Below are 23,330 nucleotides of genomic sequence, written 5' to 3'. Positions count from 1 at the left end.
CCTCAGGACCCAGCGTCCAGATCTCGGCCGCCATCGACCCGGCCACCACCCACCCGCCGACGCCCGCTCCAGCCGACCGGCGCGGAACCGCACCTCCCCCGGAAGCCGTCAGCTCCCCGGAAGATCCAGATCGCTCTTGTTCAGCTCCTCGATGTTCACATCCTTGAATGTGAGCACCCGCACCTGCTTGACGAACCTGGCCGGGCGGTACATGTCCCAGACCCAGGCGTCGGCCATCGAGACCTCGAAGAACACTTCACCCTGGACCGAGTGCACCTGCATCTCGTAGTCGTTGGTGAGGTAGAAACGACGCTCGGTCTCGATCACGTATTTGAACAGCCCGACGACGTCTCGGTACTCCCGGTAGAGCTTCAGCTCCATCTCGGTCTCGTACTTTTCGAGGTCCTCGGCGCTCATGGCAGATCCCCTTCAGCCGTGCGTCCCCCTATTGTGCGTCAGACCCGCTCGGTCTCCAGGAGCACCGGCGCACTCGGGGGCCCTTCGTCGAGCAGCGTGCGCAGCAGCTCGGCGAGTCTGGTCGGATACACCGTCTCATGCGACGCCGACAGTTCCTCCGAGGTCCACCACTTCAGTCCGGAGACGCTGCGGCGTTCCAGGTCCGTGTGACCGGCGGTGTCGGTGGTGGTCCGGTCGGTGCGTGCCAGGTAGTACCACTCGTCCTGCTCCCAGCGTCTCCCGTCGAAGGGAAAGGCGCAGCGGCGCTTCCACAGGAGCGGGCCGAGGCTGACGTCGGTGATGCCGGTCTCCTCGGCGAGTTCCCTGAGGGCCGCCTCCGCACGGGTCTCGCTGCCCTCCAGGCCGCCGCCGGGGGTGAACCACCAGGTCTCGGCCGGACGGTCCGGTTCGAAGCCGTGGAGCAGCAGAATGCGGTCCTCGGAGTCGAGCAGCACGACCCGGGAAACCAGGCGCGCGGCCCGCCCCCCGGCCTCGTCGGCGCCATCAGTCTCATCAGCCATGCCAGCCTCAGCGGTCGCACCGGCCTCAGCAGTCGCGGCGGCCTCACAATCCGCGAGCGCCCCGCCGCGCGCCTCCGGCCCCCGCTCCCTCTCCCACTCCCCCGCCGGCTCACCCATGCCCGCGTCCACCTCCACGTCCCTTCCTCCGTACGATCGGCCCGTATACCGCACCACCCAGGATGAGCACAGCACCGGCGGCGACGGCGAGGACGATGGGCCGCAGCGGGCCCGGCTGGGAGGTGCCGCCGGGGAGCGCGGCGAAGCCGTCGGGGCGCTGGAGCATGCCGACGCTGCCGAGCGGCCAGGCGCGGGCGTCGACCCGGGCGGCGACGGCGCTGCGCGGCACCGAGCCGTTGTCGCCGTCGGTGAGGTGGACGCGGGAGTCGAGGGAGTCGTTGCGGTGGTCGCCGAGGAGGAAGAGCTGGCCGTTGGGGACGACGGCCTTGAAGCCGACGGGCGAGGCGGGGCCTGCGGACCGGAGGTACGGCTCCTCCACGGGGGTTCCGTCGACGGTGAGCAGGCCCTTCTTGGTGCAGCAGGCGACCCGGTCGCCGCCGACACCGACGACCCGCTTGACCATCGGCAGGTCGCCCCAGGCGGTGTCCTTGAAGACGACGATGTCGCCGCGGCGTATCTCGGAGCCGCTCACCTTCTCGGCCAGGACCCGGGCGCCCGCGGCGATGGTGGGCGACATGGAGTCGGTGGGCACGGTGTACGGGCGGTAGAGCAGCGCCCCCCAGACGAAGCCGCCCAGGAAGAGCACACAGCCGACGGCCACGGCCAGACCGGACAGCACACTGCCCGTGGTCCGGCCGCGGCCGTCCGTCGTACGTTCCGTACCGCTCATCCCAGTGCTCCCGCCCCGCGGGCCGGGCCCGCGTCGAAGATCCGGGACGGCACCTTACCCGTGGTTACGCGCTGCGGTCAGCCTCCGGCGGCGCCAGATCACGATCGGGACCGCGCCGACCAGGCCCATGGCGGCCGGCGCCGCGGCCATCGCCTTGTTGATCCCGGGCTGGTCGAAGGTGTCCGGCACGGGGAGGGTCGACCAGCGGTTGATGGGCCAGGCGATGGTGAAGGCACGGCCGACGACCTCGTCCTCGGAGACCGTGCCGTTGCCCTTGAGGTTCTGGTGGTACCGGGAGTCGAGGGAGTCGTCGCGGTGGTCGCCCATCACCCAGATCCGGCCCTGCGGGACCTTGATCGGACCGAAGGGTCGGTCGCCGCACGGGGTGGCGCCGGGGAAGATGTAGGAGTCTTCCTTGAGTGCCTTGCCGTTGACCTTGACCGGGCCGGTGCCCTGGCACTCGACGGTGTCGCCGCCGACCGCGATGACCCGCTTGATCAGGTCCTTCTCCTCGGCCGAGGGCATCAGGCCGATGAAGCTGAGCACCTTCTGGACGGGGTTGGGCTGCGGGGTGGGGGTTTCGTTGAGCCAGCCGCCCGGGTCGTGGAAGACGACGACCTCGCCGCGCTGCGGCTTGGAGCCGAACCACGGCGTCAGCTTGTCGACCAGCACCCGATCCCCGCGCTGGAGGGTGTCCTGCATGGAGTCGGACGGGATGGAGAACGCCTGCACCAGGAACGTCTTGATCAGCAGGGCGAGCAGCAGGGCGATGCCGATGAGGATCGGCAGCTCCTTCCAGAAGGCACGCGGCTTCTTGCCTTTGGTCACGCTGCCGGTCGCCTCCTCGTCGGCCGCTGCGTCGTCCGACTGCTTCGATGGATCGGTGTACGGCAGGCCCGCTGCGGACCCGCCTGACTGCGCCTGTGCCCGATGTACGGAACTCGCCGCCTGCCGCGCGGACTCACCGCGTCCTGCCGGCTCTTCGGGCTCTTCGGTTCCGGACCGCGCGCCGACCGCCAAGTCCCCCACATCTGCTCCTCACTCCGCGCTCTCGCCTGCCCGTCAACCGGCGCAGGCCCACCACTCCCATAACGAGCGGGAGTTCCGCAGGGGTCGGGAGTACGGCCAAACTCTCGGGTGACACCCTATGCGCTCCCACCGCAGCCGATGCCTTGGCTCCCGGCGCGTCGTGCACCGTGGCGAAGGTGTCGGGCTCCTCCAGGAAGCGCCAGTGGCTGAACGGCCAGGCGATGACGACGGCCCGGCCCACGACGTTGTCCACCGACACCGTGCCGTCGTAGGGCTCGTCCAGGTGGTAGCGCGAGTCGGCCGAGTCGGAGCGGTGGTCGCCCATCACGAAGATCCGCCCGGTGGGGACGTTCACGGTGAACTTCAGCTGGGACGGCGGGTTGCCGGGGTGCACATAGGGTTCGGTGAGCGGCGTGCCGTTCACCGTGACCCGGCCCTTGACGTCGCAGCAGCGGACGGTGTCGCCGCCGACCGCGACCACGCGCTTGATCAGGTCCTGTTCGTCGGCGGACGGCAGCAGCCCGATGAAGGTCAGGAAGTCGTTGACCGGGCCGGGGCTGCCGGTGGACTGCTTCTGCTCGCCCTTGAGCCAGCCGCCGGGGTCCTTGAAGACGACGACGTCGCCGCGGTGCGGCTCGGCGCCGAACCACGGGGTGAGTTTGTCGACGAGCACCCGGTCGCCGATCTTGATGGTCTGCTCCATGGAGCCGGACGGAATGACGAACGCCTGCACCAGGAAGGTCTTGAGGACCAGCGCGATGGCCAGCGCCACACCGATCAGGATCGGGATTTCCTTGAGGTAGGAGCGGCGTCTGCGGCGCTTGATGCGCTTGGCCTGGCGGCGGCGCTCGGCCCGCCCGCCGGTCGTCCGGCCGCCGCTCGCGCCGTCGGCCTCCTCGGTCCCGCCGGTGGTACCCCCGGGCGTGCCGCTCTCGTGGGTCTCGCGCCCGTGGCGGGGGCGCCCGCGGTTACCCATGAGGGCCTGCCGGAGCCGGTATACGGGCCAGCGCCCCAGGGGTGTCGAGGGAGCCCCAGCGGCCCACCGGCCAGGTGATCAGGCCCGCGCGGCCGATGACCTTGTCGACGGGGACGGTGCCGCCGCCGGGCTCGCCGAGGTGGTCGCGGGAGTCGCTGGACCGGGAGCGGTGGTCGCCCATGACCCAGAGCCGGCCCGGCGGCACCACGATGTCGAAGGGAACGTCGGAGGGCGCGTCCCCGGGATGGAGGTACCCCTCGGTCACCGGCTCACCGTTCACGTCGATCCGCCCCCGTTTGTCGCAGCAGGTCACATGGTCTCCACCGACCCCGATGACACGCTTGACGTAGTCGGTGTCGTCGGACCGGGCCAGGCCCAGGGCCGCGCCCGCCTTGCGCAGCAGTCCCGTGACGGGATTCTCCTCCTGTTCCCTGTGAACGAACGATCCGGTGCCGTCGAAGACGACGACCTCGCCGCGCTGCGGGCTGGCGCCGAAGCGGTAGGCGAGCTTGTTCACCAGGACCCGGTCGCCGACCCGCAGGGTGTTCTCCATGGAGGTGCTGGGGATCAGGAACGGCTGCGCCACGAAGGTGCTGAGCAGGAACAGGAAGGTCAGGCAGAGCGCAAGGAGGGTGACCGGCCGGTACCGCAGGCGCGCCACCCGGGTCCGGAAACGCGCGGAGCGCGACCGCGCCTCCGGCCCCTGGTCGGGGTCCGGAGCGGGGTCGCGCTCCGTGAGCTGTGCGTCGGTGTCCATGGGGCCCAGAGCCTATCCGGCCGGTCCCGGACGCCGGTCGCGAGCGTGGCCTCGCGGTGCACCGGGGCGGCCTGGCGCCGCCCGGTGCCGCGCGGCTCAGCTCTCGCGCTTCTCCTTGATCTTGGCGGCCTTGCCGCGCAGCTCGCGGAGGTAGTACAGCTTGGCGCGGCGGACGTCACCGCGGGTGACGACCTCGATCTTCTCGACGATCGGGGTGTGCACGGGGAAGGTGCGCTCGACGCCGACCGAGAAGCTGACCTTGCGGACCGTGAAGGTCTCGCGCACGCCGGAGCCCTGGCGGCGGATGACAACGCCCTTGAACTGCTGCACACGGGAGCGGTTGCCCTCGATGACGCGGACGTGGACGTTGACGGTGTCACCCGGGCGGAAGGCCGGGACGTCGCTGCGCAGTGCGGCGGAGTCGATGGAGTCGAGGAGGTTCATGACCTGCTGCTTTCTTCGCTGATGCCACAGGTCATCAGCGGAATCATTTCGGAAGGTTTGATGTGCTGCCGGGCCGCCGGACGGACGTCGTTCCCCCTGTGGCAGGGGCGCACGCCGGGCGCGGACAGCAGCGGCTCATTCTTCCACGGACCGACTCGTCCGCCCAAATCGGCCGTCCTCGCCGGGGGCCCATCCCAGGATGGAGAGGGTTTCCCGGTCCTTCTTGTCGAAGGCGGCGGGGTCGGCGCGCTCGATCAGGTCGGGGCGGTTGCGGTCGGTGCGCTGGAACGCCTGGTCGCGGCGCCAGCGGGCGATCTTGCCGTGGTGGCCGCTGAGCAGCACCTCGGGGATGGTGCGGCCGCGCCACTCCGGGGGCTTGGTGTAGACGGGGCCTTCCAGCAGGTCGGCCATCGCCCCGGGGGCGAAGGAGTCGTCCTGGTGGGAGGCGGCGTTGCCGAGGACACCGGGCAGGAGCCGGGCGATGGCCTCGACCATGACGAGGACCGGGGCCTCGCCGCCGGCCAGGACGTAGTCGCCGATGGAGACCTCGCGGACGTCCAAGCGGTCGCCGTACTCCTCGATGACGCGGCGGTCGATGCCCTCGTAGCGGGCCGGGGTGAACACCAGCCAGGGTTTGCCGGAGAGCTCCACGGCGAGCTGCTGGGTGAAGGGGACGCCGCTGGGGGTGGGGACGACGAGGACGGGGGCGCCCTCGCCGGACGCCAGGACGTCGTCGAGCGCCGCGCCCCACGGCTCGGGCTTCATCACCATGCCGGGGCCGCCGCCGTAGGGGGTGTCGTCGACGGTGTGGTGCTTGTCGTGCGTCCACTGCCGCAGGTCGTGGATGCGCACGTCGAGCTGTCCGCGGGCGCGGGCCTTGCCGACCAGCGAGACGTTCAGCGGTTCGAGGTACTCCGGGAAGATCGTGACGACGTCGAGCCGCATCAGCTGTCCTCGCGCCCGGAGGCGATCTCCGCCTGGGTCTCGTCGAGGAGTCCCGGCGGCGGGTCGACGATCGCGCGCTGCTCCTCGAGGTCGATCTCGGGGACGATCTCGGCGACGAACGGGATCATGACCTCGCCGCCCTCGGGGCGCGCGACGATCAGCAGGTCCTGGTAGGGCAGGTGGGAGACCTCGGTGATCCGGCCGACGGCGGTGCCGTCGCGGGTGACGACCTCGAGATCGATCAGCTGGTGGTCGTAGAACTCCTCGGGGTCCTCGGGGAGTTCCTCGGGGTCGACCTCGGCGATCAGCAGGGTGTTGCGCAGCGCCTCGGCGGCGGTGCGGTCCGCGACGCCCTCGAAGCGCAGCAGCAGCCGGCCGCTGTGGACCCGGCCGGTGGCGATGGTCAGCGGTCCGACGGCGGACGGGTCGGTGGCGAGGACGGCGCCCGGGGCGAGCCGGAGTTCCGGTTCGTCGGTGCGCACCTCCACGGTGACCTCGCCCTTGATGCCGTGGGCGCGGCCGATCCGGGCGACTACCAGCTGCACTTGTGCACTCCCTTTTGCGGCTAGACCGCCGCCGCTTTCGCGGACGTGGCTGCGGAACGCGGGGTTCCGCGATGAATGGTGACGGGGCGGGCCCGGTGGAGGACGGTCGCGGGACCGGCCCGGAGTGTCCATCAGGACCAGGCTCGCATACGGACGCGGGCCGGGGCGGACCCGAAGGCCCTCCCCGGCCCGAGCCGGTGTTCAACTTGGATCAGCGAACTTGGTCGACGTCGACGAGGTCGACGCGGATGCCCCGGCCGCCGATGGCGCCCACGACGGTCCGCAGTGCGCGGGCGGTACGGCCGTTGCGGCCGATCACCTTGCCGAGGTCGTCGGGGTGGACCCGGACCTCCAGCACGCGCCCGCGGCGCAGGGTGCGCGAGGCTACCTGCACGTCGTCGGGGTTGTCGACGATGCCCTTGACGAGGTGCTCAAGGGCCTCCTCAAGCACGCTCAGTCCTCGGTGGACTCGGAGGTGGACTCGGCCGCGGCCTCGTCCGCCTTCTTGTCGGCCTTCTTCGCCTTCGGGGTGATGGCCTCACCCTTCGGCTCGTCACCGGAAGCCTTGGCGGCGGCCTCGAAGAGGGCGCGCTTGTCGGCCTTCGGCTCGGCGACCTTCATCGGCGCCGGGGCGGGCAGACCCTTGAACTTCTGCCAGTCGCCGGTGACCTTGAGGATGGCCAGCACGGGCTCGGTCGGCTGGGCGCCGACGCTCAGCCAGTACTGCGCACGCTCCGAGTCGACCTCGATGCGGGAGGGGTTCTGCACCGGGTGGTACAGGCCGATCTCCTCGATGGCGCGGCCGTCCCGGCGGGTGCGGGAGTCGGCGACGACGATGCGGTAGTGAGGCGAGCGGATCTTGCCCAGACGCTTCAGCTTGATCTTGACTGCCACTGGAGTGGTGTCTCCTGGTCTTGACGTGGTGGGGCACAACGAGATGCCACGTGGGGTTGCGGTACTCGGGGCCCCGATGGACGCGTCAGCCGGAGGAGAGAGGGGTCCTGTGCGACTGTCGAGTACAGCTGGCAATTGTGCCACACGCCCGAAGGTCAGCCGACCGCGGCCACCTCGGGGATCCGGAAGGGCTTGCCGCAGCCACCGCAGACGATCGGTGCCTGGGCCAGGACAGACGGGACGACGCGGACATTGCGCCCGCAGTCGCAGACGGCCTTGACGCGGACGCCGCCCCCGGAGGAGCCGTGCCGGGCGGCCGGTCCGCGGAAGCTGCGGCTGGTGTCGGTGGCGGTGGCGGCGCTGTGGGCCTTGAGGGCTCTGGTGAGCCGCTCGATGGTGGGCCGGTAGCGCCGTCTCGCCTCGGGGTTGAGTGTGACCAGCGAGAAGCCGCTGCTGGGGTGCGGCTCGTCGGCGTGGTCCAGGCCCAGCTCCTCGGCGATCGCCAGGAACCGGCGGTTGTGGTAGCGGCCTGCCCGGGAGGTGTCGCGGATGCCGCGGGCGGCGGCGATGCCGTGGACTGCCTCGTGGAGCAGCCGTTCGAAGGAGAGCTCGGCGCCACAGGCGGACGAGGACTCTCCGATCAGGGACTCGGGCGCGGCCAGGTCCGGCAGCTCGGGGTGGTGCCGTTGAATGTCGGCCCACGCGAGCGCCAGCTCGGCGGCGAGAACAGGCGGTGTCGTGCTCACGTCGTGACAACGAGCCGGAGTCGCCCGGTGTTCCGATTCCGGGGCATCTCAAATAATTTGCACGTACCGGTCAGTTTCCGGGCATGGGGCGCGGCACGTACGCGGTGCGCCGATCTGCGGAGAAGCCGCCCGTCGACCGCAAGCCGGTACGTAGGGCGCGTACCCCCGCGTACGCCACATGGCGTAAGCCCTCCGCACGTAGGGGCGCCGGCGCCCGGCGATGTTACCGGTGGTACGAGCCGCGGTGGGCCCCGGCCCCGCCCTTCCACCGTAGGGCAGCAGGAGCGGGCCGCGTCACGGGGGCTCCGGCGGCGGCCGGCGGCGCGCGGGGCCGCTGCCGTGGCGGGACCGCACTCCCCGGGGCACCCTGGAACGGCGCTGCGGGAGCGCGGCGGCCGGCGCACACAGGGGCGCGCGGGAGCCAAATCCCGGCGCACCCTCTGGACGGCCGGTCGGATGCGCAGTTGTCTGGATCGCGGGGGCGCACAACGCTCGGAAACACGGGGGCGGACGGTACTGATCAGCTTCGGGTTCTCGGCGAATAGGGGCGCTATCGATGTCACCCACGCTCGTGCGGCACCAGATTCCGAACACCGCGTGCGCGCACCCTGACGGCCCGGCCCCGACGGCCGGCACCCGCGCCCGCGACTGGGCGGAGATCCAGGAACGGATGCTGGTCCCCCTCTACGAGGCCGCGTACGACCGGCTGGGCATCGGCCCCGGCACCCGGCTGCTCGGGCTGGGCTGCGGCTCCGGGCTGGCGCTGTTGCTCGCGGCGGCACGCGGGGCGCAGGTCAGCGGGGTGGACGCGGACGAGAGCCGGCTGGAGCTGGCCCGCGAGCGGCTCACGCCGGACGGGATGCCGGAGGTCACCCGGCTGGTGAGCGGCGGGCTGGCGGACGCGGCACCGGAGGACGCGCGGTTCACCGTGATCACGGCGTTCCACCCGGTGGGCTGCGGCGGCACCGAGGAGCTGACCGGTGCGCTGACCGCCGCGGCCGCCCTGGCCGAGCGGGGCAGTGCGGTGGTGCTGGGCGGCTGGGGCCCGGTGGAGCGGTGTGCGGCGGCCGGCGTGCTGCGGGTGGCGCACCGGCTGGTCGCCCCGGCGAAGCGCCCGGGCGCGGGCTGGGTCCCGGCCGGCCGGGACGACCTGGAGGAGCTGGCGGCCCGGGCGGGACTGCGGCCCGACGGGTCGGGGCGGGTGGCCTGCCCCTTCGGGTACGCGGACGTGGCGAGCGCGGTGCGCGGGTTGCTGTCGACCGGCCTGTTCGAGGAGGCGTTGGAGGTGGCCGGGCCGCGGCAGGTGGAGAAGGAGCTGGCCGAGGCGCTCCATCCGTTCCAGCGGGCGGACGGAACGGTCTGGATGGCGAACGTCTTCCGGTATCTGATCGCGCGCACCCGTTAGCCGGGCCGCCGCCCCGCGCGCCCACGGACGAGCCCCCGGCCACGGAAGAGGTGGCCGGGGGCTCGTCGTACGGTGCCGGGCGGGCGCCGGTTTCAGTTCATGAACTTCTTGAATTCCTCGGGGAGTTCGAAGTTCTGCGGGTCCTGGCCGTCCTGCGGCAGACCGAAGGGGCTGCCGGCGGCGGCCTCGCGGCGCGCCGCCGCGGCCTCCTCGTCGGCCTTGCGCTTCATCGGGTTGCCGCTCTTGCGCTTGCCCTTGGCCTGCTTGATCTGCTTCTTCTTGCGGGCGCCGCCGCCCCCCATCCCGGGGATGCCGGGCATGCCGGGCAGTCCGCCGCCCTGCGCCATCCGCGACATCATCTTGCGGGCGTCGAAGAACCGCTCGACGAGGCCCTTGACGGTGCTGACGTCGACGCCGGAACCCCGGGCGATACGGGCCCGGCGCGAGCCGTTGATGATCGTCGGGTCCTGGCGCTCGGCCGGGGTCATCGACTTGATGATGGCGGCCGTGCGGTCGACCTCGCGCTCGTCGAGGTTGTTGATCTGGTCCTTCATCTGCGCCATGCCGGGCAGCATGCCGAGGAGCTTGGAGATCGAGCCCATCTTCCGGACCTGCTCCATCTGGGCCAGGAAGTCGTCGAGCGTGAACTCCTTGGGGCCCTTCGCCAGCTTGGCCGCCATCTTCTCGGCCTCTTGCTGGCTGAAGGTCTGCTCGGCCTTCTCGATGAGCGAGAGCATGTCGCCCATGCCGAGGATGCGGGACGCCATGCGGTCCGGGTGGAACGCGTCGAAGTCGTCCAGCTTCTCGCCGTTGGAGGCGAACATGATCTGCTTGCCGGTGACGTGCGCGATGGAGAGCGCGGCACCACCGCGGGCGTCGCCGTCCAGCTTGGAGAGCACCACGCCGTCGAAGCCGACGCCGTCGCGGAACGCCTCGGCGGTGTTGACCGCGTCCTGGCCGATCATGGCGTCGACGACGAAGAGGACCTCGTCCGGGGAGACCGCGTCGCGGATGTCGGCGGCCTGCTGCATCATCTCGGCGTCGATGCCGAGGCGGCCGGCGGTGTCGACGACGACGATGTCGTACTGCTTGGAGCGGGCGTACTCGATGGAGTCCTTGGCGACCTGCACCGGGTCGCCGACGCCGTTGCCGGGCTCGGGGCCGTAGAAGGCGACGCCGGCGCGCTCGGAGACGACCTGGAGCTGGTTGACGGCGTTGGGGCGCTGGAGGTCGCAGGCGACCAGCAGCGGCGAGTGGCCCTGGGCCTTGAGCCAGCGGCCGAGCTTTCCGGCGAGGGTGGTCTTACCGGCACCCTGGAGGCCGGCGAGCATGATCACCGTCGGGGCCTGCTTGGCGAAGCGCAGGCGGCGGGTCTCGCCGCCGAGGATGCCGATGAGCTCCTCGTTGACGATCTTGATGACCTGCTGGGCGGGGTTCAGCGCCTGGGAGACCTCGGCGCCGAGGCCGCGCTCCTTGACCTGCTTGATGAAGGAGCGGACGACCGGCAGGGCCACGTCCGCTTCCAGCAGGGCGATCCGGATCTCGCGCGCGGTGGCGTCGATGTCCGCCTCGCTCAGGCGGCCCTTGCCCCGGAGGTTTTTGAAAGTACTCGCCAAGCGGTCGGAAAGCGTATCGAACACGGCGGTCGTCGATCCTCGGGGTCGGGGGCGTGGGTCCGGTCGGGTTCTAGGGTATCCGGCCCCGCAAGCGAACCGGTCCCTGGCCGTGGGGAGCGGCGGGGGCGTGGGGGCGGGCAGGCGGGCCGTAGGGGGTGGGCGAACGGATCCTGTAGGGGGCGGGGGCGCCCCTTGCGGGCCACAACGTGCGGGGGGCGGTGGGTGTTCCCGGGGCCGTCGTCAGGTGCCCGGGGCGGCGGTGGGGCCCTGGAGGGCGTCCTCCACGGTGCGGGCGACCTTGTGGGCGTCCGGGTCGGGGAGCGGCCGGCCGTCGGGGTCGGTGACGTAGAAGGCGTCCACGGCGTTGGCGCCCAGGGTGCTGATGTGGGCGCTGCGCACCGCGACGCCGGCTGTTTCCAGGGCCCGGCCGATCCGGTGCAGCAGTCCGTGCGCGTCCTGGGCGCGGACCTCGATGACGGTGGCGGTGCGGGAGCTGCCGGCGGCGACGGTGACGCTGGGCGGCGGGGCCGGGGCGGGGCGGGAACGGCGGACGTAGGCGCGCTCGCGTTCGGTGAGGCGGCCGGGGACGTCCAGGGAGCCGTCCAGGGCGCGGACGAGGTCGGCGCGGAGCCGGCCCGCCTCGGGCAGCGAGCCGTACTCGGCCGCCACCCGCCAGCTCAGCAGCAGGACCGGGCCGTGGCCGAGCGGGTCGAGGGTGCGCAGGTCGGCCGCGCGGACGGTGAGGCGGTGCAGGGCCAGCACGCCGGCTGCGGCGGGCAGCACACCGGGCTGGTCCGGGACGGCGATCAGGAGTTCCACGCCGACCGGTTCGGGGGCGGTGTCCGGCACGGCGGACGACGGTTCGGCGGAGCCGGCGGGGTCGGCGGCGCCCGGCGGGCCGGTCTCGGGGCGGGGGCGCAGGGTCAGGACGGGGCCGCCGGTGCGCGCGGCCTCGACGGCCAGGCGCTCCTGTTCGGCGGTGGGCGCGTCGGTGCCGCGCGCCTCGGGCGCCGGCTCCCCGGCCAGCCGGTCGGCGACGCGCTGGACGAGGGTGGCGACGAGACCGGCGCGCCAGGAGCTCCAGGCCGCCGGCCCGGTGGCGAGCGCGTCGGCCTCGGTCAGGGCGTGCAGGAGCTCCAGGGTGCCGGTGCCGCCGACGGCGTCGGCGACCGCGCCGACGGTCTCCGGGTCGTCCAGGTCGCGGCGGGTGGCGGTCTCGACGAGCAGGAGGTGGTGCCGGACGAGGGTGGCGATCACCGCGGTGTCGCCGGGGCCGAAGCCGAGCCGGGCGGCGACGTCGCGGGCGATGGTCTCGCCGGCCACCGCGTGGTCGCCGGGCCAGCCCTTGCCGATGTCGTGCAGCAGGGCGGCGACCAGCAGCAGGTCGGGCCGGTGCACGCGGCGGGTCAGCGCGGCGGCGCGGACCGCGGTCTCGACCAGGTGGCGGTCCACGGTCCAGGTGTGGACGGGGTTGCGCTGGGGGCGGCAGCGGACGCGTTCCCAGTCGGGCAGCAGGCGGGCGATGACGCCCTCGGCCTCCAGGGCCTCCCATACGGGCACGGTGGGCGCGCCGGCGCCGAGGAGGGTGACCAGTTGCTCGCGGGCCTCCGCCGGCCAGGGCACCGGGAGCGGCGCGGCGGCGGCGCAGCGGCGGATGGCGTGGGTGGCCAGCGGCAGTCCGGCCTGGGCGGCGGCGGCCGCGGCGCGCAGCAGCAGGACGGGGTCCCGTTCGGGGCGTGCGGTGCGGGCCAGCACCGCCTCGCCGTCGAGTTCGACGACGCCGTCGGCGAGCGGGGAGCGTTCGCCGCGGCCGTTGGCGCGGATGGGCAGCAGCCCGCGCAGCACCGGTTTGACGGACCGGGCGCGCAGCACCCGGCCGACCTCGCGCCAGGTGACGTCGGCGGCGTAGGCGATCGTGCGGGCGGATTCGTAGGTCCGGCGGAGCAGGGCGTCCGCGTCGAGCAGACCGAGGGCACCGGCGACCTGGTCCTGCTCCTGGAGGGAGAGGCGGTCGGTGGCGCGCCCGGTGGTGAGGTGGAGGGCGTCCCGGGTGTCCAGGAGCCGGGCGCGGGCGGCCTCCAGTCCACCGCGAGGGGCGTCGGCCAGCCAGGAGGCGGCGATGGCGCGCAGTGCGGTGGCGTCCCGCAGGCCGCCGCGGGCCTCCTTGAGGTCGGGTTCGAGGAGGTACTGGAGTTCGCCCTGGCGGGCGGCGCGCTCCTGGCAGAGTTCGCGGAGTTCCGGCAGCCGCCGGGGGGCGCTCGCGCGCCAGTCGGCGTAGGCGGCGGTGCGGACCGCGGCGGTCAGTTCGGGGTCGCCGGCGAGGTGGCGGGCGTCGAGCAGGCCCAGTTGCACCTTGAGGTCGTCGCGGGCGGCGCGGCGGGCCTCGGCGGGGGTGCGGACGGAGTGGTCGAGGTCCAGGCCGAGGTCCCAGACGGGGTACCAGAGGCGGTCGGCGAGGGCGGCGAGGTCGCCGGTGGCGGCGCGGCCGTCGTGCAGCAGGAGCAGGTCGAGGTCGCTGCGCGGGGAGAGTTCGCCGCGGCCGTAGCCACCGACGGCGACCAGCGCGGCGCCGGGGGTGCCGGGGCCGGCGGCCCGGGCCAACAGGGCGGCGAGCCAGTCGTCGGTGAGGCGGGCGAGGGCGGCGCGGCGGTCCGGGCCGGTGGCGGTGTCCTGCTGGAGGAGCCGCAGCCGGGCGGCGGGGTAGCCGCCGGGCCCGTCCTCCGGGGCGGGAGCCCCGGAGGACGCGGAGTGGTCGGCACTGTCGGTCAACTCGGGCTCTCCTCCGTCGTGTTGGTCCCCGCCGGTGGTCCGGCCGCCGCCCCCGGCCGGCGGCTCACAGCGCGTCGGGTCCGCGCTCCCCGGTGCGCACCCGTACGGCCTCGTCGACGGGGACGCTCCACACCTTCCCGTCGCCGATCTTGCCGGTGCGGGCGGCCTTGACGACCACCTCCACCAGCTCCTCGGCGTCGGCGTCCTCGACGAGCACCTCGATCCGGATCTTGGGGACGAGGTCGACGGTGTACTCGGCGCCCCGGTACACCTCGGTGTGCCCGCGCTGCCGTCCGTAGCCGCTGGCCTCGGTGACGGTGAGGCCGTTCACGCCGAACGCCTGCAGGGCGTCCTTCACCTCGTCGAGCCGGTGCGGCTTGATCACCGCCGTGATGAGCTTCACGCTTCCACCTTCCTGGTCAGGGTCTCGCCGAGTGCCGTGGTCCTGCGGGTCGCCGTGCCGCCGCCCGCACCGGCGAAGTCGTACGCGGTCTCGGCGTGCGCGGCCTGGTCGACGCCGCTGATCTCCTCGTCCTCGCCGACCCGGAAGCCCATCACCAGGTCGATGGCCTTGGCAAGGACGTAGGAGACGACGAAGGAGTAGAGCAGGACGCACACCACGCCGACGGCCTGTTTGCCGAGTTGGGCGAAGCCGCCGCCGTAGAGGAGGCCCTTGGCGTCGCTCTGTACGCCGCCGGTGGCGAACAGCCCGATCAGCAGCGAGCCGACGACGCCGCCGACGAGGTGGACGCCGACGACGTCGAGGGAGTCGTCGTAGCCGAACTTGTACTTGAGGCCGACGGCCATGGCGCACAGCACTCCGGCGATCACGCCGACCGCGATCGCGCCGAGCGGGCTGACCGCGCCGCAGGCGGGGGTGATGGCGACGAGTCCGGCGACCGCGCCGGAGGCGGCGCCGAGGGTGGTAAACGAGCCGTGCCGGAGCTTCTCGTAGGCGAGCCAGCCGAGCATCGCGGCAGCGGTGGCGACCTGGGTGTTGACGAAGGCGACGGCGGCGACGCCGTCGTCGTTGTTGAGCCAGGAGCCGGCGTTGAAGCCGAACCAGCCGAACCACAGCAGGCCGGCGCCGAGCATCACCAGCGGCAGGCTGTGCGGCCGCATCGGGTCCTTCTTGAAGCCGATGCGCTTGCCGACGACGAGGATCACGCCGAGCGCCGCGGCGCCGGCGTTGATGTGGACGGCGGTGCCGCCGGCGAAGTCGATCACGCCGAGCTTGAAGAGCCAGCCGCCGTCGGCCCAGACCCAGTGGGCGACGGGGAAGTAGACGACGGTCACCCACAGCGCGGCGAACAGCGCCCAGGCGCTGAACTTCACCCGGTCGGCGAGGGCGCCGCTGATCAGCGCGGGGGTGATCACCGCGAACATCAGCTGGAAGACGGCGAAGACGTAGACGGGGATGGTGGTGGTTCCCCAGAGCTGGGTGAGGCCGATGTGGCCGAAACCGGCGAAGTCGCCGTTCCAGCCGATGACGCCGCCGGTGTCGGTGCCGAAGGCGAGCCCGAAGCCGTAGAGCACCCACAGGATGGTGACGATGCCCAGGCTGATGAAGCTCATCATCAGCATGTTCAGGACGCTCTTGACCCGGACCATGCCGCCGTAGAAGAAGGCCAGGCCGGGGGTCATCACCATCACCAGGGCGGAGCAGATGAGCATGAACCCGGTGTTGGCGGGACTGAGCGTGGCTTTCTCCGCGAGGCCGTCTGCGAGCGTAAGGATGCCTGGGGGCATCGGCGTCTCCTCGTCGTCGATGCGGCCCTTGCGGGTGTGGGGTGGGCCGGCTTCGCGATGAGCGTGTCGCGGCGCCGTTTCGGCCAAACCTTGCCGGTGTTTCACCGGGGTGACGAAGTGGTCCTGTGTGTTACGCCCCGGTGAACTCCGAGGTCGCCCGGCGGGCGGTCCGGTCAGCCCGCGACGGCGGTCTCCGGGAGCTGGCGGGAGAGCTCGTCGCCGAGCCGGATCACCTCGGCGACGGTGCCGAACTCCCGGACCGCGGTGTCCACCGTCTTGCGCAGCCGGGTGTTGACCCGTTCGGAGCGGACCTGGCGGGCGAACGGTATCGCCTGCTGGGCCACCGCGGCGCACGCCTCGGGCTCCTTCTGGAGGAGGTGGACGGTGGCCATGCCGATGAGGTTGAGGGCGTAGGAGCGCTGGTGCTCGGGGTCCTTGGCGAAGAGTTCGACGGCGCGCTGCATGACTGGTTCGGCGAGCGAGGCGTAGGTGGGGCTGCGGCCGGCGACATAGGCGAGGTCGCGGTAGGAGTGGGCGTTCTCGGCGTTGAGTTCGGCCTCGGAGAAGAAGCGGATCCAGTCCGGATCGGCCTCGCCGGGGGCGATGTCGGAGAAGGTGTCCTCGGCCATCCGGACCGCCCGCTTGACCTTGCTGGGCTGGCCCATGCCGGCGTAGGCGCGGGCCTCCATCGCATACAGCATCGCCTGGGTGCGGGGGGTGGCGGTCTCCCGGCTGCCGTACTGGGCGAGGTGGATCAGCTCCAGTGCGTCGTCGGGCCGGCCGAGGTGGATCATCTGCCGGCTCATGCTGGAGAGGACGTACGAGCCCAGGGGGCGGTCGCCGGCCTCCTTGGAGGCGTGCAGCGCGAGCACGAAGTACTTCTGGGCGGTCGGCTGGAGGCCGATGTCGTAGCTCATCCAGCCGGCGAGTTCGGCGAGTTCGGCGGCGACCTTGAACAGTCGCCGGGCGACCTCCGGCTCCTGGGGTTCCTGGAGGAGGTCGGTGACCTCGTGGAGCTGGCCGACCACGGCCTTGCGGCGCAGGCCGCCGCCGCACTGGGCGTCCCACTGCCGGAACATCGCGGTGGTGGCCTCCAGCAGCTCCAGCTCGGGACGGGAGAGGCGGGCCGGGCGGCGGGCCCGGTCGGGCCGGGCGGCGGTCTCGCCCGGGCCGGCGGGGACCGGCACCAGCCAGCGCTGCATCGGCTCGACGAGGGTGGGGCCGGCGGCCAGCGCGAGGGAGGTGCCGAGGAAGCCGCGGCGGGCCAGCATCAGGTCGCTGCGGGTGAACTCGCTGATGAGGTCGACGGTTTGGGGCCCGGCCCAGGGGAGGTCCACGCCGGAGACGGACGGGGACCGGTGCGCCGGGCGCAGTCCCAGCTCCTCGACGCCGACCACGCAGCCGAAGCGTTCGGAGAAGAGTTCGGAGAGGATCCGCGGGATGGGTTCGCGGGGCTGCTCGCCGTCCAGCCAGCGGCGCACCCGGGAGGTGTCGGTGCTGATGTGGTGGGCGCCCATCTGGCGCGCCCGGCGGTTGACCTGCCGCGCCAGCTCGCCCTTGGACCAGCCGCTGCGCATGAACCACGAGCCCAACTGCGCGTTGGGACGTTTGACGGCGTCGGTGCCGCCCGTGCCGGTGGAGCCGGCGGTGCCGTCCGTGCCGCCCACAGGGATGCCCCCCTTCCGATAGCGCTTCGCCGCGAACCCCCCAAAGGATGCCGCCTGTTGCGGCGCCCGTTCCGCGGTACATCTACCCGACCGCGGATTCCGGCCACACCTCGGCCGCGGCCTTCGCACGCCTTGCCACGGGCATACCCGTGCGAAGGATGCCCCTCCGGGATCGTGTACCGAAAGTAATCCTACGATCACGCCCGCCGGGAGGTCGATTGCGGAAACGCCACCATTCGCCACCCCTTCGACGGAACTCCCCGGCGACCTCTCGCGATTGACTTGACACAGGTCGTACGGGGCCGGGCGGAACGGAGCGCGCCAGGGCGTGCGCGCCGCACCGCACCACCCGGCGCACGACGGCACACCACCGGCACCGCGATCCGCCGACGGAGCGTGAACACCAGAGTGAAGAACCGTCTCCTCGTCAACTCCCCGACTCACAACCACTCGTACGCACCACCCGTTGGAGGGGGCATGGGTTTCACGATCGGCGCCATCCGGGACCTCCGTGCCGGGTCGCGCCGCCGCACCCGCTCGGCCGAGGGCACCGCGGTGGCGGAGTACACGGGCCTGTGGGGGTGGGACGTCGTCCCGGGGGCCCGGGCGGTGCGCGCCGGCGGGAGGACGGAGTGCTCGTGCGGGGCCGCCGACTGCCCGGCGCCGGGGGCCCATCCGCTCTCCTTCGGCCGGGAGTTGGCGGCCGGGGCGACGCTGGACAGGGCGGTGGCGGCCTGGGCGGAGACGCCGGGCGCGGCGGTGCTGCTCCCGGTGGGCCGGACCTTCGACGTCCTCGACGTACCGGAGGAAGCGGGCCGGGCCGCGCTGGTGCGGCTGGAGCGGATGGGGCTGCCGCTGGGGCCGGTGGCCGCCGCGCCGACCGGGCGCGCGCTGTTCTTCGTCGCCCCGGGGGCGGCCGCCGCGCTCCCCGACCTCCTCTACCGCATGGGGTGGGACGACGCGGATCTGGATCTGCGTCCGCTGGGCCCCGGTGACCACATCACCGCGCCGCCGTCCGACGTGGGCGGCCAGGGGCCGATGCGCTGGCTGCGCCCGCCGACGCTGGACGGCGCGGGCCGGCCGCCGCAGGCCCGGCTGCTGCTGGGAGCGCTGGCGTATGTGTGCAACCGGGCGGCGGGCCGGGCGGGCTCGGACGCGGCCGGCCCGGCGGTGTGCTGAGCCGGAACGCCCGCCGCGTCGCCCGCCGGGGCACCGGCGCTCGCGAGCCCCGTCGTCCTACGGGAACGGCGGCGGCCCCCGGTATCCGCGGATATACGGATACCGGGGGCCGCCGCCGTCACGCCGTGCCGCCGGATCGACCGGCCGGCCGACTCAGTCGATCAGCGCGTCCACGAACGCCTCGGGCTCGAACGGCGCCAGGTCGTCCGCGCCCTCGCCCAGGCCGACCAGCTTGACCGGCACGCCCAGTTCGCGCTGGACGGCGACGATGATGCCGCCCTTGGCGGTGCCGTCGAGCTTGGTGAGCACCACACCGGTGATGTCCACGACCTCGGCGAAGACCCGCGCCTGCACCAGGCCGTTCTGGCCGGTGGTGGCGTCGAGGACGAGCAGCACCTCGCCGACCGGCCCGTGCTTCTCGACGACCCGCTTGACCTTGCCGAGTTCGTCCATCAGGCCGGTCTTGGTGTGCAGCCGGCCCGCGGTGTCGATCAGGACGACGTCGGCAGACTCGGCGATGCCCTCCTTGACCGCGTCGAAGGCGATGGACGCCGGGTCGCCGCCCTCGGGGCCGCGGACGGTCCGGGCGCCGACCCGCTCGCCCCAGGTCTGGAGCTGGTCTGCGGCGGCGGCGCGGAAGGTGTCGGCGGCGCCGAGCACCACGGACTTGCCGTCGGCCACCAGGACGCGGGCGAGCTTGCCGGTGGTGGTGGTCTTGCCGGTGCCGTTGACGCCGACGACCATCACCACGCCGGGGATCTCGTCGCCGCCGTTGCCGATGCCGTTGGCGGTGTGCACGGTGCGGTCGGCGTCGGTGCCGATGAGGGCGAGCAGCTCCTCGCGGAGCAGCTGCCGCAGGTCCTCGGGGGTGCGGGTGCCCAGGACCTTGACCCGCTCGCGGAGCCGCTCGACCAGTTCCTGGGTGGGGGCGACGCCGACGTCGGCGGTGAGGAGGGTGTCCTCGATCTCCTCCCAGGTGTCCTCGTCGAGGTGCTCGCGGGACAGCAGGGTCAGCAGGCCCTTGCCGAGGGTGTTCTGGGAGCGGGCGAGCCGGGCGCGCAGCCGGACCAGGCGGCCGGCGGTCGGCTCGGGGACCTCGACGGCGGGCGCCGCGGGCGCCGCCGGCTCGGCGACGGGCGCCTCGGCCTCGGCCGCGGGGGCCTCGGCGGCGGGCAGCTCGACTTCTTCGATGGTGCGACGTTCTTCGTCGCTGGGGGTCTCGGCCTCCTCACCGACGTGCGGTTCGGCGGGGGGCGCGGTGACGGAGGGCTTGGGCGCGGCCGGCGGGGGCGGCGGCAGCTGCTTCTTTCTGCGGCCGCTGACGACGAGCCCGCTGATCGCGCCGAGCACGACCACGGCGATGATGACAGCAAGGATGACGGTTTCCATAACCCCTCCAGTATCAGCCACGGCCCGCGGGGGACGGCCGCACGCGCCCGGGGACCCGCGCCGGGCCCCCGTGAGGCGCGCCGGGCCCCCGCGGCCCCTCGGTGCTCCTCGTCAGGACTCCCTGTGCTCCTGCGTCCGCCAGCGCTCCAGTGTGGGGTCGCGGTGGGAGTCGTACGTCCCCGATCCCCGGCAGTGCCGGCACTCGCCGGCCCGCTGGACGGTCTCGTGGGGGCCCCGGAACGGGTCGACGCCGGGGGCGTAGGCCAGGGCCTGGGACACATAGCCGGTGCCCTGGCACCACTGACACGTCTTGCCGGGCACATCGGCCTCCTGCGGGTGGTCGCTCTCGTTCATCGGGATCACCTTGCACCAATACCGACGCGTCATGCCCGGCCCGTCGGCATCCCGCCGTGCGGTGGCCGGCGGAGGGCGCTCAAACGAGACATGCGTCTCTCCGACGGGCTCGGTGCGGGGCTCCGGAGGGCGGCGAAAACCCGGAAGAGGTGCCTCCGGTTCCCCTCAAGGGCGTCGATAGCGTCACGTATGTCCTGATCAGGTGGGTGTGACTGGATTCATCGACAGGGCCGGGGGTTTCGTGTCATCGTCAGGGAGTCCAAGGGGGCGGACCAGTTGAAGTTGGATCAAAGTACGATGGTGGGCGGCCGCGCAACGCGCGTAGAGTCCTGGCAACCACTTTCTGGCCAGGCACCACAGCCGCTGCCTGCACCTCCTCCCCGGGGGTGCTCCCCAGACCCCCGCACGGAGACAGCTGCACCCATGGGCACCAGCACTACGTCCGCACCCACGTCCACCCCCGAAGTCGACGGCGCCGTCGAAACGCGCGGTATCGAGCCGGTTCCCGACCACGAGCGCCGGGGACGGGTCCGCGAACTCTTCCCGACCTGGGTGGCGGCCAACATCAGCGTGCTGCTGCTCACCATGGGCGCCTCCCTGGTGATCAACAACGGGCTGAACTTCTGGCAGGTCCTGGTCGTCGCCGCGATCGCCTCGACCATCTCGTTCGGGATCGTCGGCCTGCTGTCGGTCTCCGGCAAATGGGGCGGCGCGCCGGGCGCGATGCTCTCCCGGGCCGCCTTCGGCGTGCGCGGCAACTACTTCCCGGGCGCGATCCTGTGGGTCGCCCGCTTCGGCTGGGAGACGATCAACGCGGTCAGCGGCGCCTACGCGCTCCTGACCGTGCTCCACCTGGTCTTCGGCATCAAGACCAACACCTTCCTGGTCGTGCTGACCCTGCTGGGCTTCGTCGCCTGCACCTTCCTGGTCAGCGGGATGGGCCGCAAGGCGCTCAACGTCTGCAACAAGTACTCCACGTACCTCTTCAGCCTCATCAGCGTCGTCGTCCTGATCTACCTGATCGTCGAGATGCCGTGGGGGGCGATCTTCGCCAAGTCGCCGGGCAGCGGCGCGATGATGATCGCGGGCGTCGGCACCATCGCGGCCGGCGGCCTCAGCTGGGTGCCCACCGGCCCGGACTTCGCGCGCTACCTTCCGCACTCCGCCTCCGGCCGGAAGATCGTCGGCACCACCGTCTCGGGTGCCGCGCTGGTGCTCGTCCCGATGGTGGTCATGGGCGGCGTGATGGCCGTCTCCAACCCGGAGCTGGCCAACCAGAACACCGACCCGATGTCGTTCCTCGGCCAGGTGCTGCCGTCGGCCATCGCGATCCCGTACCTGATCACCGCGCTGATCGGCATGATGCTGATCAACAGCCTGTCGATGTACTCCGCGGGCTTCACCGCGCAGACCATGGGCGTCAAGCTGCCGCGCGCCCTGGCGGTCAGCATCAACGCCGCGATCAGCCTGATCGGCGGGCTGTTCATGATGCTGGTGGCCAAGGACTTCGTCGGCCAGTTCATCGCCTTCCTGACGCTGCTGGGCGTCTCCTTCTCCGCCTGGATCGGCGTCTACGGCATCGACATGGTGCGCCGCCGCAAGAAGGCCGTCCGCTACCACGCGGAGAGCCTGATGACGATCGACCGGACCAGCCGCTACTGGTACAAGGGCGGTTTCTGCTGGCAGGCCCTGACCGCCTGGGCGGTCGCGCTGGCCGCGGGGCTGTGCTTCACCAAGGTGCAGTGGTTCACGGGCCCGCTGGCCGGCACCTGGATCGGCGAGAACGGCCTGGGCTGGGCGGCCACCATCCTGATCGCCGCGGCGGTCTTCGCGGTCCTGCCCGCGGCCCGGGAGAACGGGGCCCCGGCGCCCGCCGCCGACGAGGCGCGGCAGGCCGTCGAGGCCGGCTGACCCGCGGCCGGTTCCCGACCATGGCCCTGGCGGGCTGACATACCGTCAGCTACGGTCCCCTTCGCCACCTGCTCAGGCGAAGGGGACCTTGTCATGTCCGCCGGTCACACCGCACCCACCACGGTCCTGCGTGTCAACCTCGCGGGCCCACCGGGCGGGCCCGCGGAACTCTCCGCCCGCTACCGGGCCGCCGTCGAGATGGCCCGGTACGCCGACGACCACGGCCTGGGCATGATCCAGACCGAGGAGCACCACGCCACCGAAAACGGCTGGATGCCCTCGCCGCTCGCCTTCGCGGGCGCGGTCCTCGGCAGCACCCGCCGGATCGGCGTCACCGTCTCGGCCATGATCACCCCGCTGCACGACCCGCTGCGGCTGGCCGAGGACATCGCCGTGCTCGACCTGCTCGGCGCCGGCCGGCTGATCACCGTCGCCGGCCTCGGCTACCGGCCCGAGGAGTACGCGGCCCACGGCAAGGAGTGGCGGGACCGCGGCGCCCTCCAGGACGAGGTCCTCCAGGCGCTCCTGGACGCCTGGACCGGCGAACCGTTCCACTACCGGGGACGCACGGTCCGGGTCACCCCGCGCCCGTACACCCGGCCGCATCCGGCGCTGCTCGTCGGGGGCTCCTCGCGGCCCGCGGCCCGGCGCGCCGCCCGGTTGGGGCTGCCGCTCTTCCCCAGCGCCCACCTGCCGGAGCTGGAGCGCTACTACCACGAGCAGTGCGCCGCCGCCGGGACCGAGGGCTGGGTGCTGCAACCGCCGCCGCGCACCTGTCTGCTGCACCTCTCCGACGACCCGGACCGGAGCTGGGCCGAGCACGGCGGGCACCTGCTGTACGAGGCGCGGCAGTACGCGGCCTGGCAGGCCGCCGGGACGCACTCCGCGGTGCACTCCGCCGCCCAGGACGCCGAGGCGCTGCGCGAGGAGGGCGTGTACCGGATCCTCACGCCCGACGAGTGCGTCGCACTGGCCCAAGAGGAGGGCTCCCGGGGCTCGTTGATACTCCATCCGCTGTGCGGCGGGATGCCGGTCGAGGAGGGCTGGCGGTCGCTGAAGCTGTTCGCGGAGCAGGTGCTGCCGCGGCTGAGGGGCTGAAGCGGCGGGGCGGCGACCGCGGCGCGGCGGATT

General features: G+C 72.6%; 23 protein-coding genes. 4 read left to right on the top strand and 19 right to left on the bottom strand.

Features of this window, described 5'->3' with window-relative positions; translation table 11 throughout:
* Nucleotides 1-108: 108 nt before the first annotated feature.
* The 12 genes from K2224_RS13945 to K2224_RS13890 all read right to left on the bottom strand — a co-directional run bounded on the left by K2224_RS13945 (nt 109) and on the right by K2224_RS13890 (nt 8,160).
* Nucleotides 109-417 (bottom strand): DUF2469 domain-containing protein, encoded by a 309-nt coding sequence (locus tag K2224_RS13945; RefSeq protein WP_003980220.1) that lies wholly within the window; start codon nt 415-417, stop codon nt 109-111.
* Nucleotides 418-455: 38 nt separating this feature from the next.
* On the bottom strand, nt 456-977 hold the full coding sequence (locus K2224_RS13940; RefSeq protein ID WP_221906870.1) for an NUDIX hydrolase: 522 nt from the start codon (nt 975-977) through the stop codon (nt 456-458).
* 109 nt (nt 978-1,086) lie between these two features.
* Complete coding sequence (gene lepB / locus K2224_RS13935) at nt 1,087-1,824, bottom strand: signal peptidase I (RefSeq protein ID WP_221906869.1); 738 nt, start codon at nt 1,822-1,824, stop codon at nt 1,087-1,089.
* Nucleotides 1,825-1,878: 54 nt separating this feature from the next.
* Nucleotides 1,879-2,844 carry a signal peptidase I gene (lepB, locus tag K2224_RS13930; RefSeq protein ID WP_221909683.1) on the bottom strand — a complete coding sequence of 322 codons (966 nt, stop codon included), beginning with the start codon at nt 2,842-2,844 and terminating at the stop codon, nt 1,879-1,881.
* Nucleotides 2,786-3,829: a signal peptidase I gene (gene lepB / locus K2224_RS13925; RefSeq protein WP_221906868.1), complete on the bottom strand. Its 1,044-nt coding sequence runs from the start codon at nt 3,827-3,829 to the stop codon at nt 2,786-2,788. The genes lepB (K2224_RS13930) and lepB (K2224_RS13925) overlap by 59 nt, the downstream gene beginning before the upstream one ends.
* Nucleotides 3,822-4,586 (bottom strand): signal peptidase I, encoded by a 765-nt coding sequence (gene lepB, locus K2224_RS13920; protein ID WP_221906867.1) that lies wholly within the window; start codon nt 4,584-4,586, stop codon nt 3,822-3,824. The genes lepB (K2224_RS13925) and lepB (K2224_RS13920) overlap by 8 nt, the downstream gene beginning before the upstream one ends.
* Nucleotides 4,587-4,682: 96 nt before the next feature.
* Nucleotides 4,683-5,030 (bottom strand): 50S ribosomal protein L19, encoded by a 348-nt coding sequence (gene rplS, locus K2224_RS13915; protein ID WP_221906866.1) that lies wholly within the window; start codon nt 5,028-5,030, stop codon nt 4,683-4,685.
* A gap of 135 nt (nt 5,031-5,165) precedes the next feature.
* Nucleotides 5,166-5,975, bottom strand: coding sequence for a tRNA (guanosine(37)-N1)-methyltransferase TrmD (gene trmD / locus K2224_RS13910; protein WP_221906865.1), 810 nt, complete (start codon nt 5,973-5,975; stop codon nt 5,166-5,168).
* Nucleotides 5,975-6,520: a ribosome maturation factor RimM gene (rimM, locus tag K2224_RS13905; protein ID WP_221906864.1), complete on the bottom strand. Its 546-nt coding sequence runs from the start codon at nt 6,518-6,520 to the stop codon at nt 5,975-5,977. The genes trmD and rimM overlap by 1 nt, the downstream gene beginning before the upstream one ends.
* Before the next feature lie 211 nt (nt 6,521-6,731).
* Nucleotides 6,732-6,971 carry an RNA-binding protein gene (locus K2224_RS13900; RefSeq protein ID WP_003980229.1) on the bottom strand — a complete coding sequence of 80 codons (240 nt, stop codon included), beginning with the start codon at nt 6,969-6,971 and terminating at the stop codon, nt 6,732-6,734.
* A gap of 2 nt (nt 6,972-6,973) precedes the next feature.
* On the bottom strand, nt 6,974-7,414 hold the full coding sequence (gene rpsP, locus K2224_RS13895) for a 30S ribosomal protein S16 (RefSeq protein WP_018541181.1): 441 nt from the start codon (nt 7,412-7,414) through the stop codon (nt 6,974-6,976).
* Between the two features lie 155 nt (nt 7,415-7,569).
* Nucleotides 7,570-8,160, bottom strand: a complete 591-nt coding sequence (locus K2224_RS13890) for a hypothetical protein (RefSeq protein WP_221906863.1) — start codon at nt 8,158-8,160, stop codon at nt 7,570-7,572.
* 556 nt (nt 8,161-8,716) lie between these two features.
* Here K2224_RS13890 and K2224_RS13885 point away from each other — a divergent pair.
* The gene (locus K2224_RS13885; protein ID WP_221906862.1) at nt 8,717-9,565 is read left to right on the top strand and encodes a methyltransferase domain-containing protein; all 849 of its coding nucleotides are present in this window, start codon (nt 8,717-8,719) and stop codon (nt 9,563-9,565) included.
* A gap of 92 nt (nt 9,566-9,657) precedes the next feature.
* On the opposite strand, the gene ffh is transcribed toward K2224_RS13885, so the two are convergent.
* From ffh to K2224_RS13860, 5 genes are all read right to left on the bottom strand, one after another.
* Nucleotides 9,658-11,205 carry a signal recognition particle protein gene (gene ffh / locus K2224_RS13880; RefSeq protein WP_221906861.1) on the bottom strand — a complete coding sequence of 516 codons (1,548 nt, stop codon included), beginning with the start codon at nt 11,203-11,205 and terminating at the stop codon, nt 9,658-9,660.
* A 216-nt stretch (nt 11,206-11,421) separates the two neighbouring features.
* Complete coding sequence (locus tag K2224_RS13875; protein ID WP_221906860.1) at nt 11,422-13,950, bottom strand: [protein-PII] uridylyltransferase; 2,529 nt, start codon at nt 13,948-13,950, stop codon at nt 11,422-11,424.
* 64 nt (nt 13,951-14,014) lie between these two features.
* The gene (locus K2224_RS13870; RefSeq protein WP_221906859.1) at nt 14,015-14,353 is read right to left on the bottom strand and encodes a P-II family nitrogen regulator; all 339 of its coding nucleotides are present in this window, start codon (nt 14,351-14,353) and stop codon (nt 14,015-14,017) included.
* On the bottom strand, nt 14,350-15,699 hold the full coding sequence (locus tag K2224_RS13865) for an ammonium transporter (RefSeq protein WP_221906858.1): 1,350 nt from the start codon (nt 15,697-15,699) through the stop codon (nt 14,350-14,352). Before K2224_RS13865 ends, K2224_RS13870 begins: the two co-directional genes overlap by 4 nt.
* A 173-nt stretch (nt 15,700-15,872) precedes the next feature.
* Nucleotides 15,873-17,366, bottom strand: a complete 1,494-nt coding sequence (locus K2224_RS13860) for a hypothetical protein (RefSeq protein WP_221906857.1) — start codon at nt 17,364-17,366, stop codon at nt 15,873-15,875.
* A 477-nt stretch (nt 17,367-17,843) separates the two neighbouring features.
* Between K2224_RS13860 and K2224_RS13855 the strand changes: the two genes are divergently transcribed.
* Nucleotides 17,844-18,545 (top strand): bifunctional DNA primase/polymerase, encoded by a 702-nt coding sequence (locus K2224_RS13855; RefSeq protein WP_221906856.1) that lies wholly within the window; start codon nt 17,844-17,846, stop codon nt 18,543-18,545.
* A gap of 153 nt (nt 18,546-18,698) precedes the next feature.
* Here K2224_RS13855 and ftsY read toward each other — a convergent pair whose 3' ends face one another.
* Nucleotides 18,699-19,934: a signal recognition particle-docking protein FtsY gene (gene ftsY / locus K2224_RS13850; RefSeq protein ID WP_221906855.1), complete on the bottom strand. Its 1,236-nt coding sequence runs from the start codon at nt 19,932-19,934 to the stop codon at nt 18,699-18,701.
* Nucleotides 19,935-20,045: 111 nt separating this feature from the next.
* Nucleotides 20,046-20,288 carry a hypothetical protein gene (locus K2224_RS13845; protein WP_221906854.1) on the bottom strand — a complete coding sequence of 81 codons (243 nt, stop codon included), beginning with the start codon at nt 20,286-20,288 and terminating at the stop codon, nt 20,046-20,048.
* Between the two features lie 423 nt (nt 20,289-20,711).
* Here K2224_RS13845 and K2224_RS13840 point away from each other — a divergent pair, with 423 nt between their 5' ends.
* Nucleotides 20,712-22,199, top strand: coding sequence for a cytosine permease (locus K2224_RS13840; protein WP_221906853.1), 1,488 nt, complete (start codon nt 20,712-20,714; stop codon nt 22,197-22,199).
* Nucleotides 22,200-22,292: 93 nt separating this feature from the next.
* Nucleotides 22,293-23,297, top strand: coding sequence for an LLM class flavin-dependent oxidoreductase (locus tag K2224_RS13835; RefSeq protein WP_221906852.1), 1,005 nt, complete (start codon nt 22,293-22,295; stop codon nt 23,295-23,297).
* Nucleotides 23,298-23,330 lie beyond the last annotated feature (33 nt).

The sequence above is a fragment of the Streptomyces sp. BHT-5-2 genome, from assembly GCF_019774615.1.
Lineage (GTDB): Bacteria > Actinomycetota > Actinomycetes > Streptomycetales > Streptomycetaceae > Streptomyces.
This window is presented reverse-complemented; position numbering and strand designations above follow the sequence as displayed.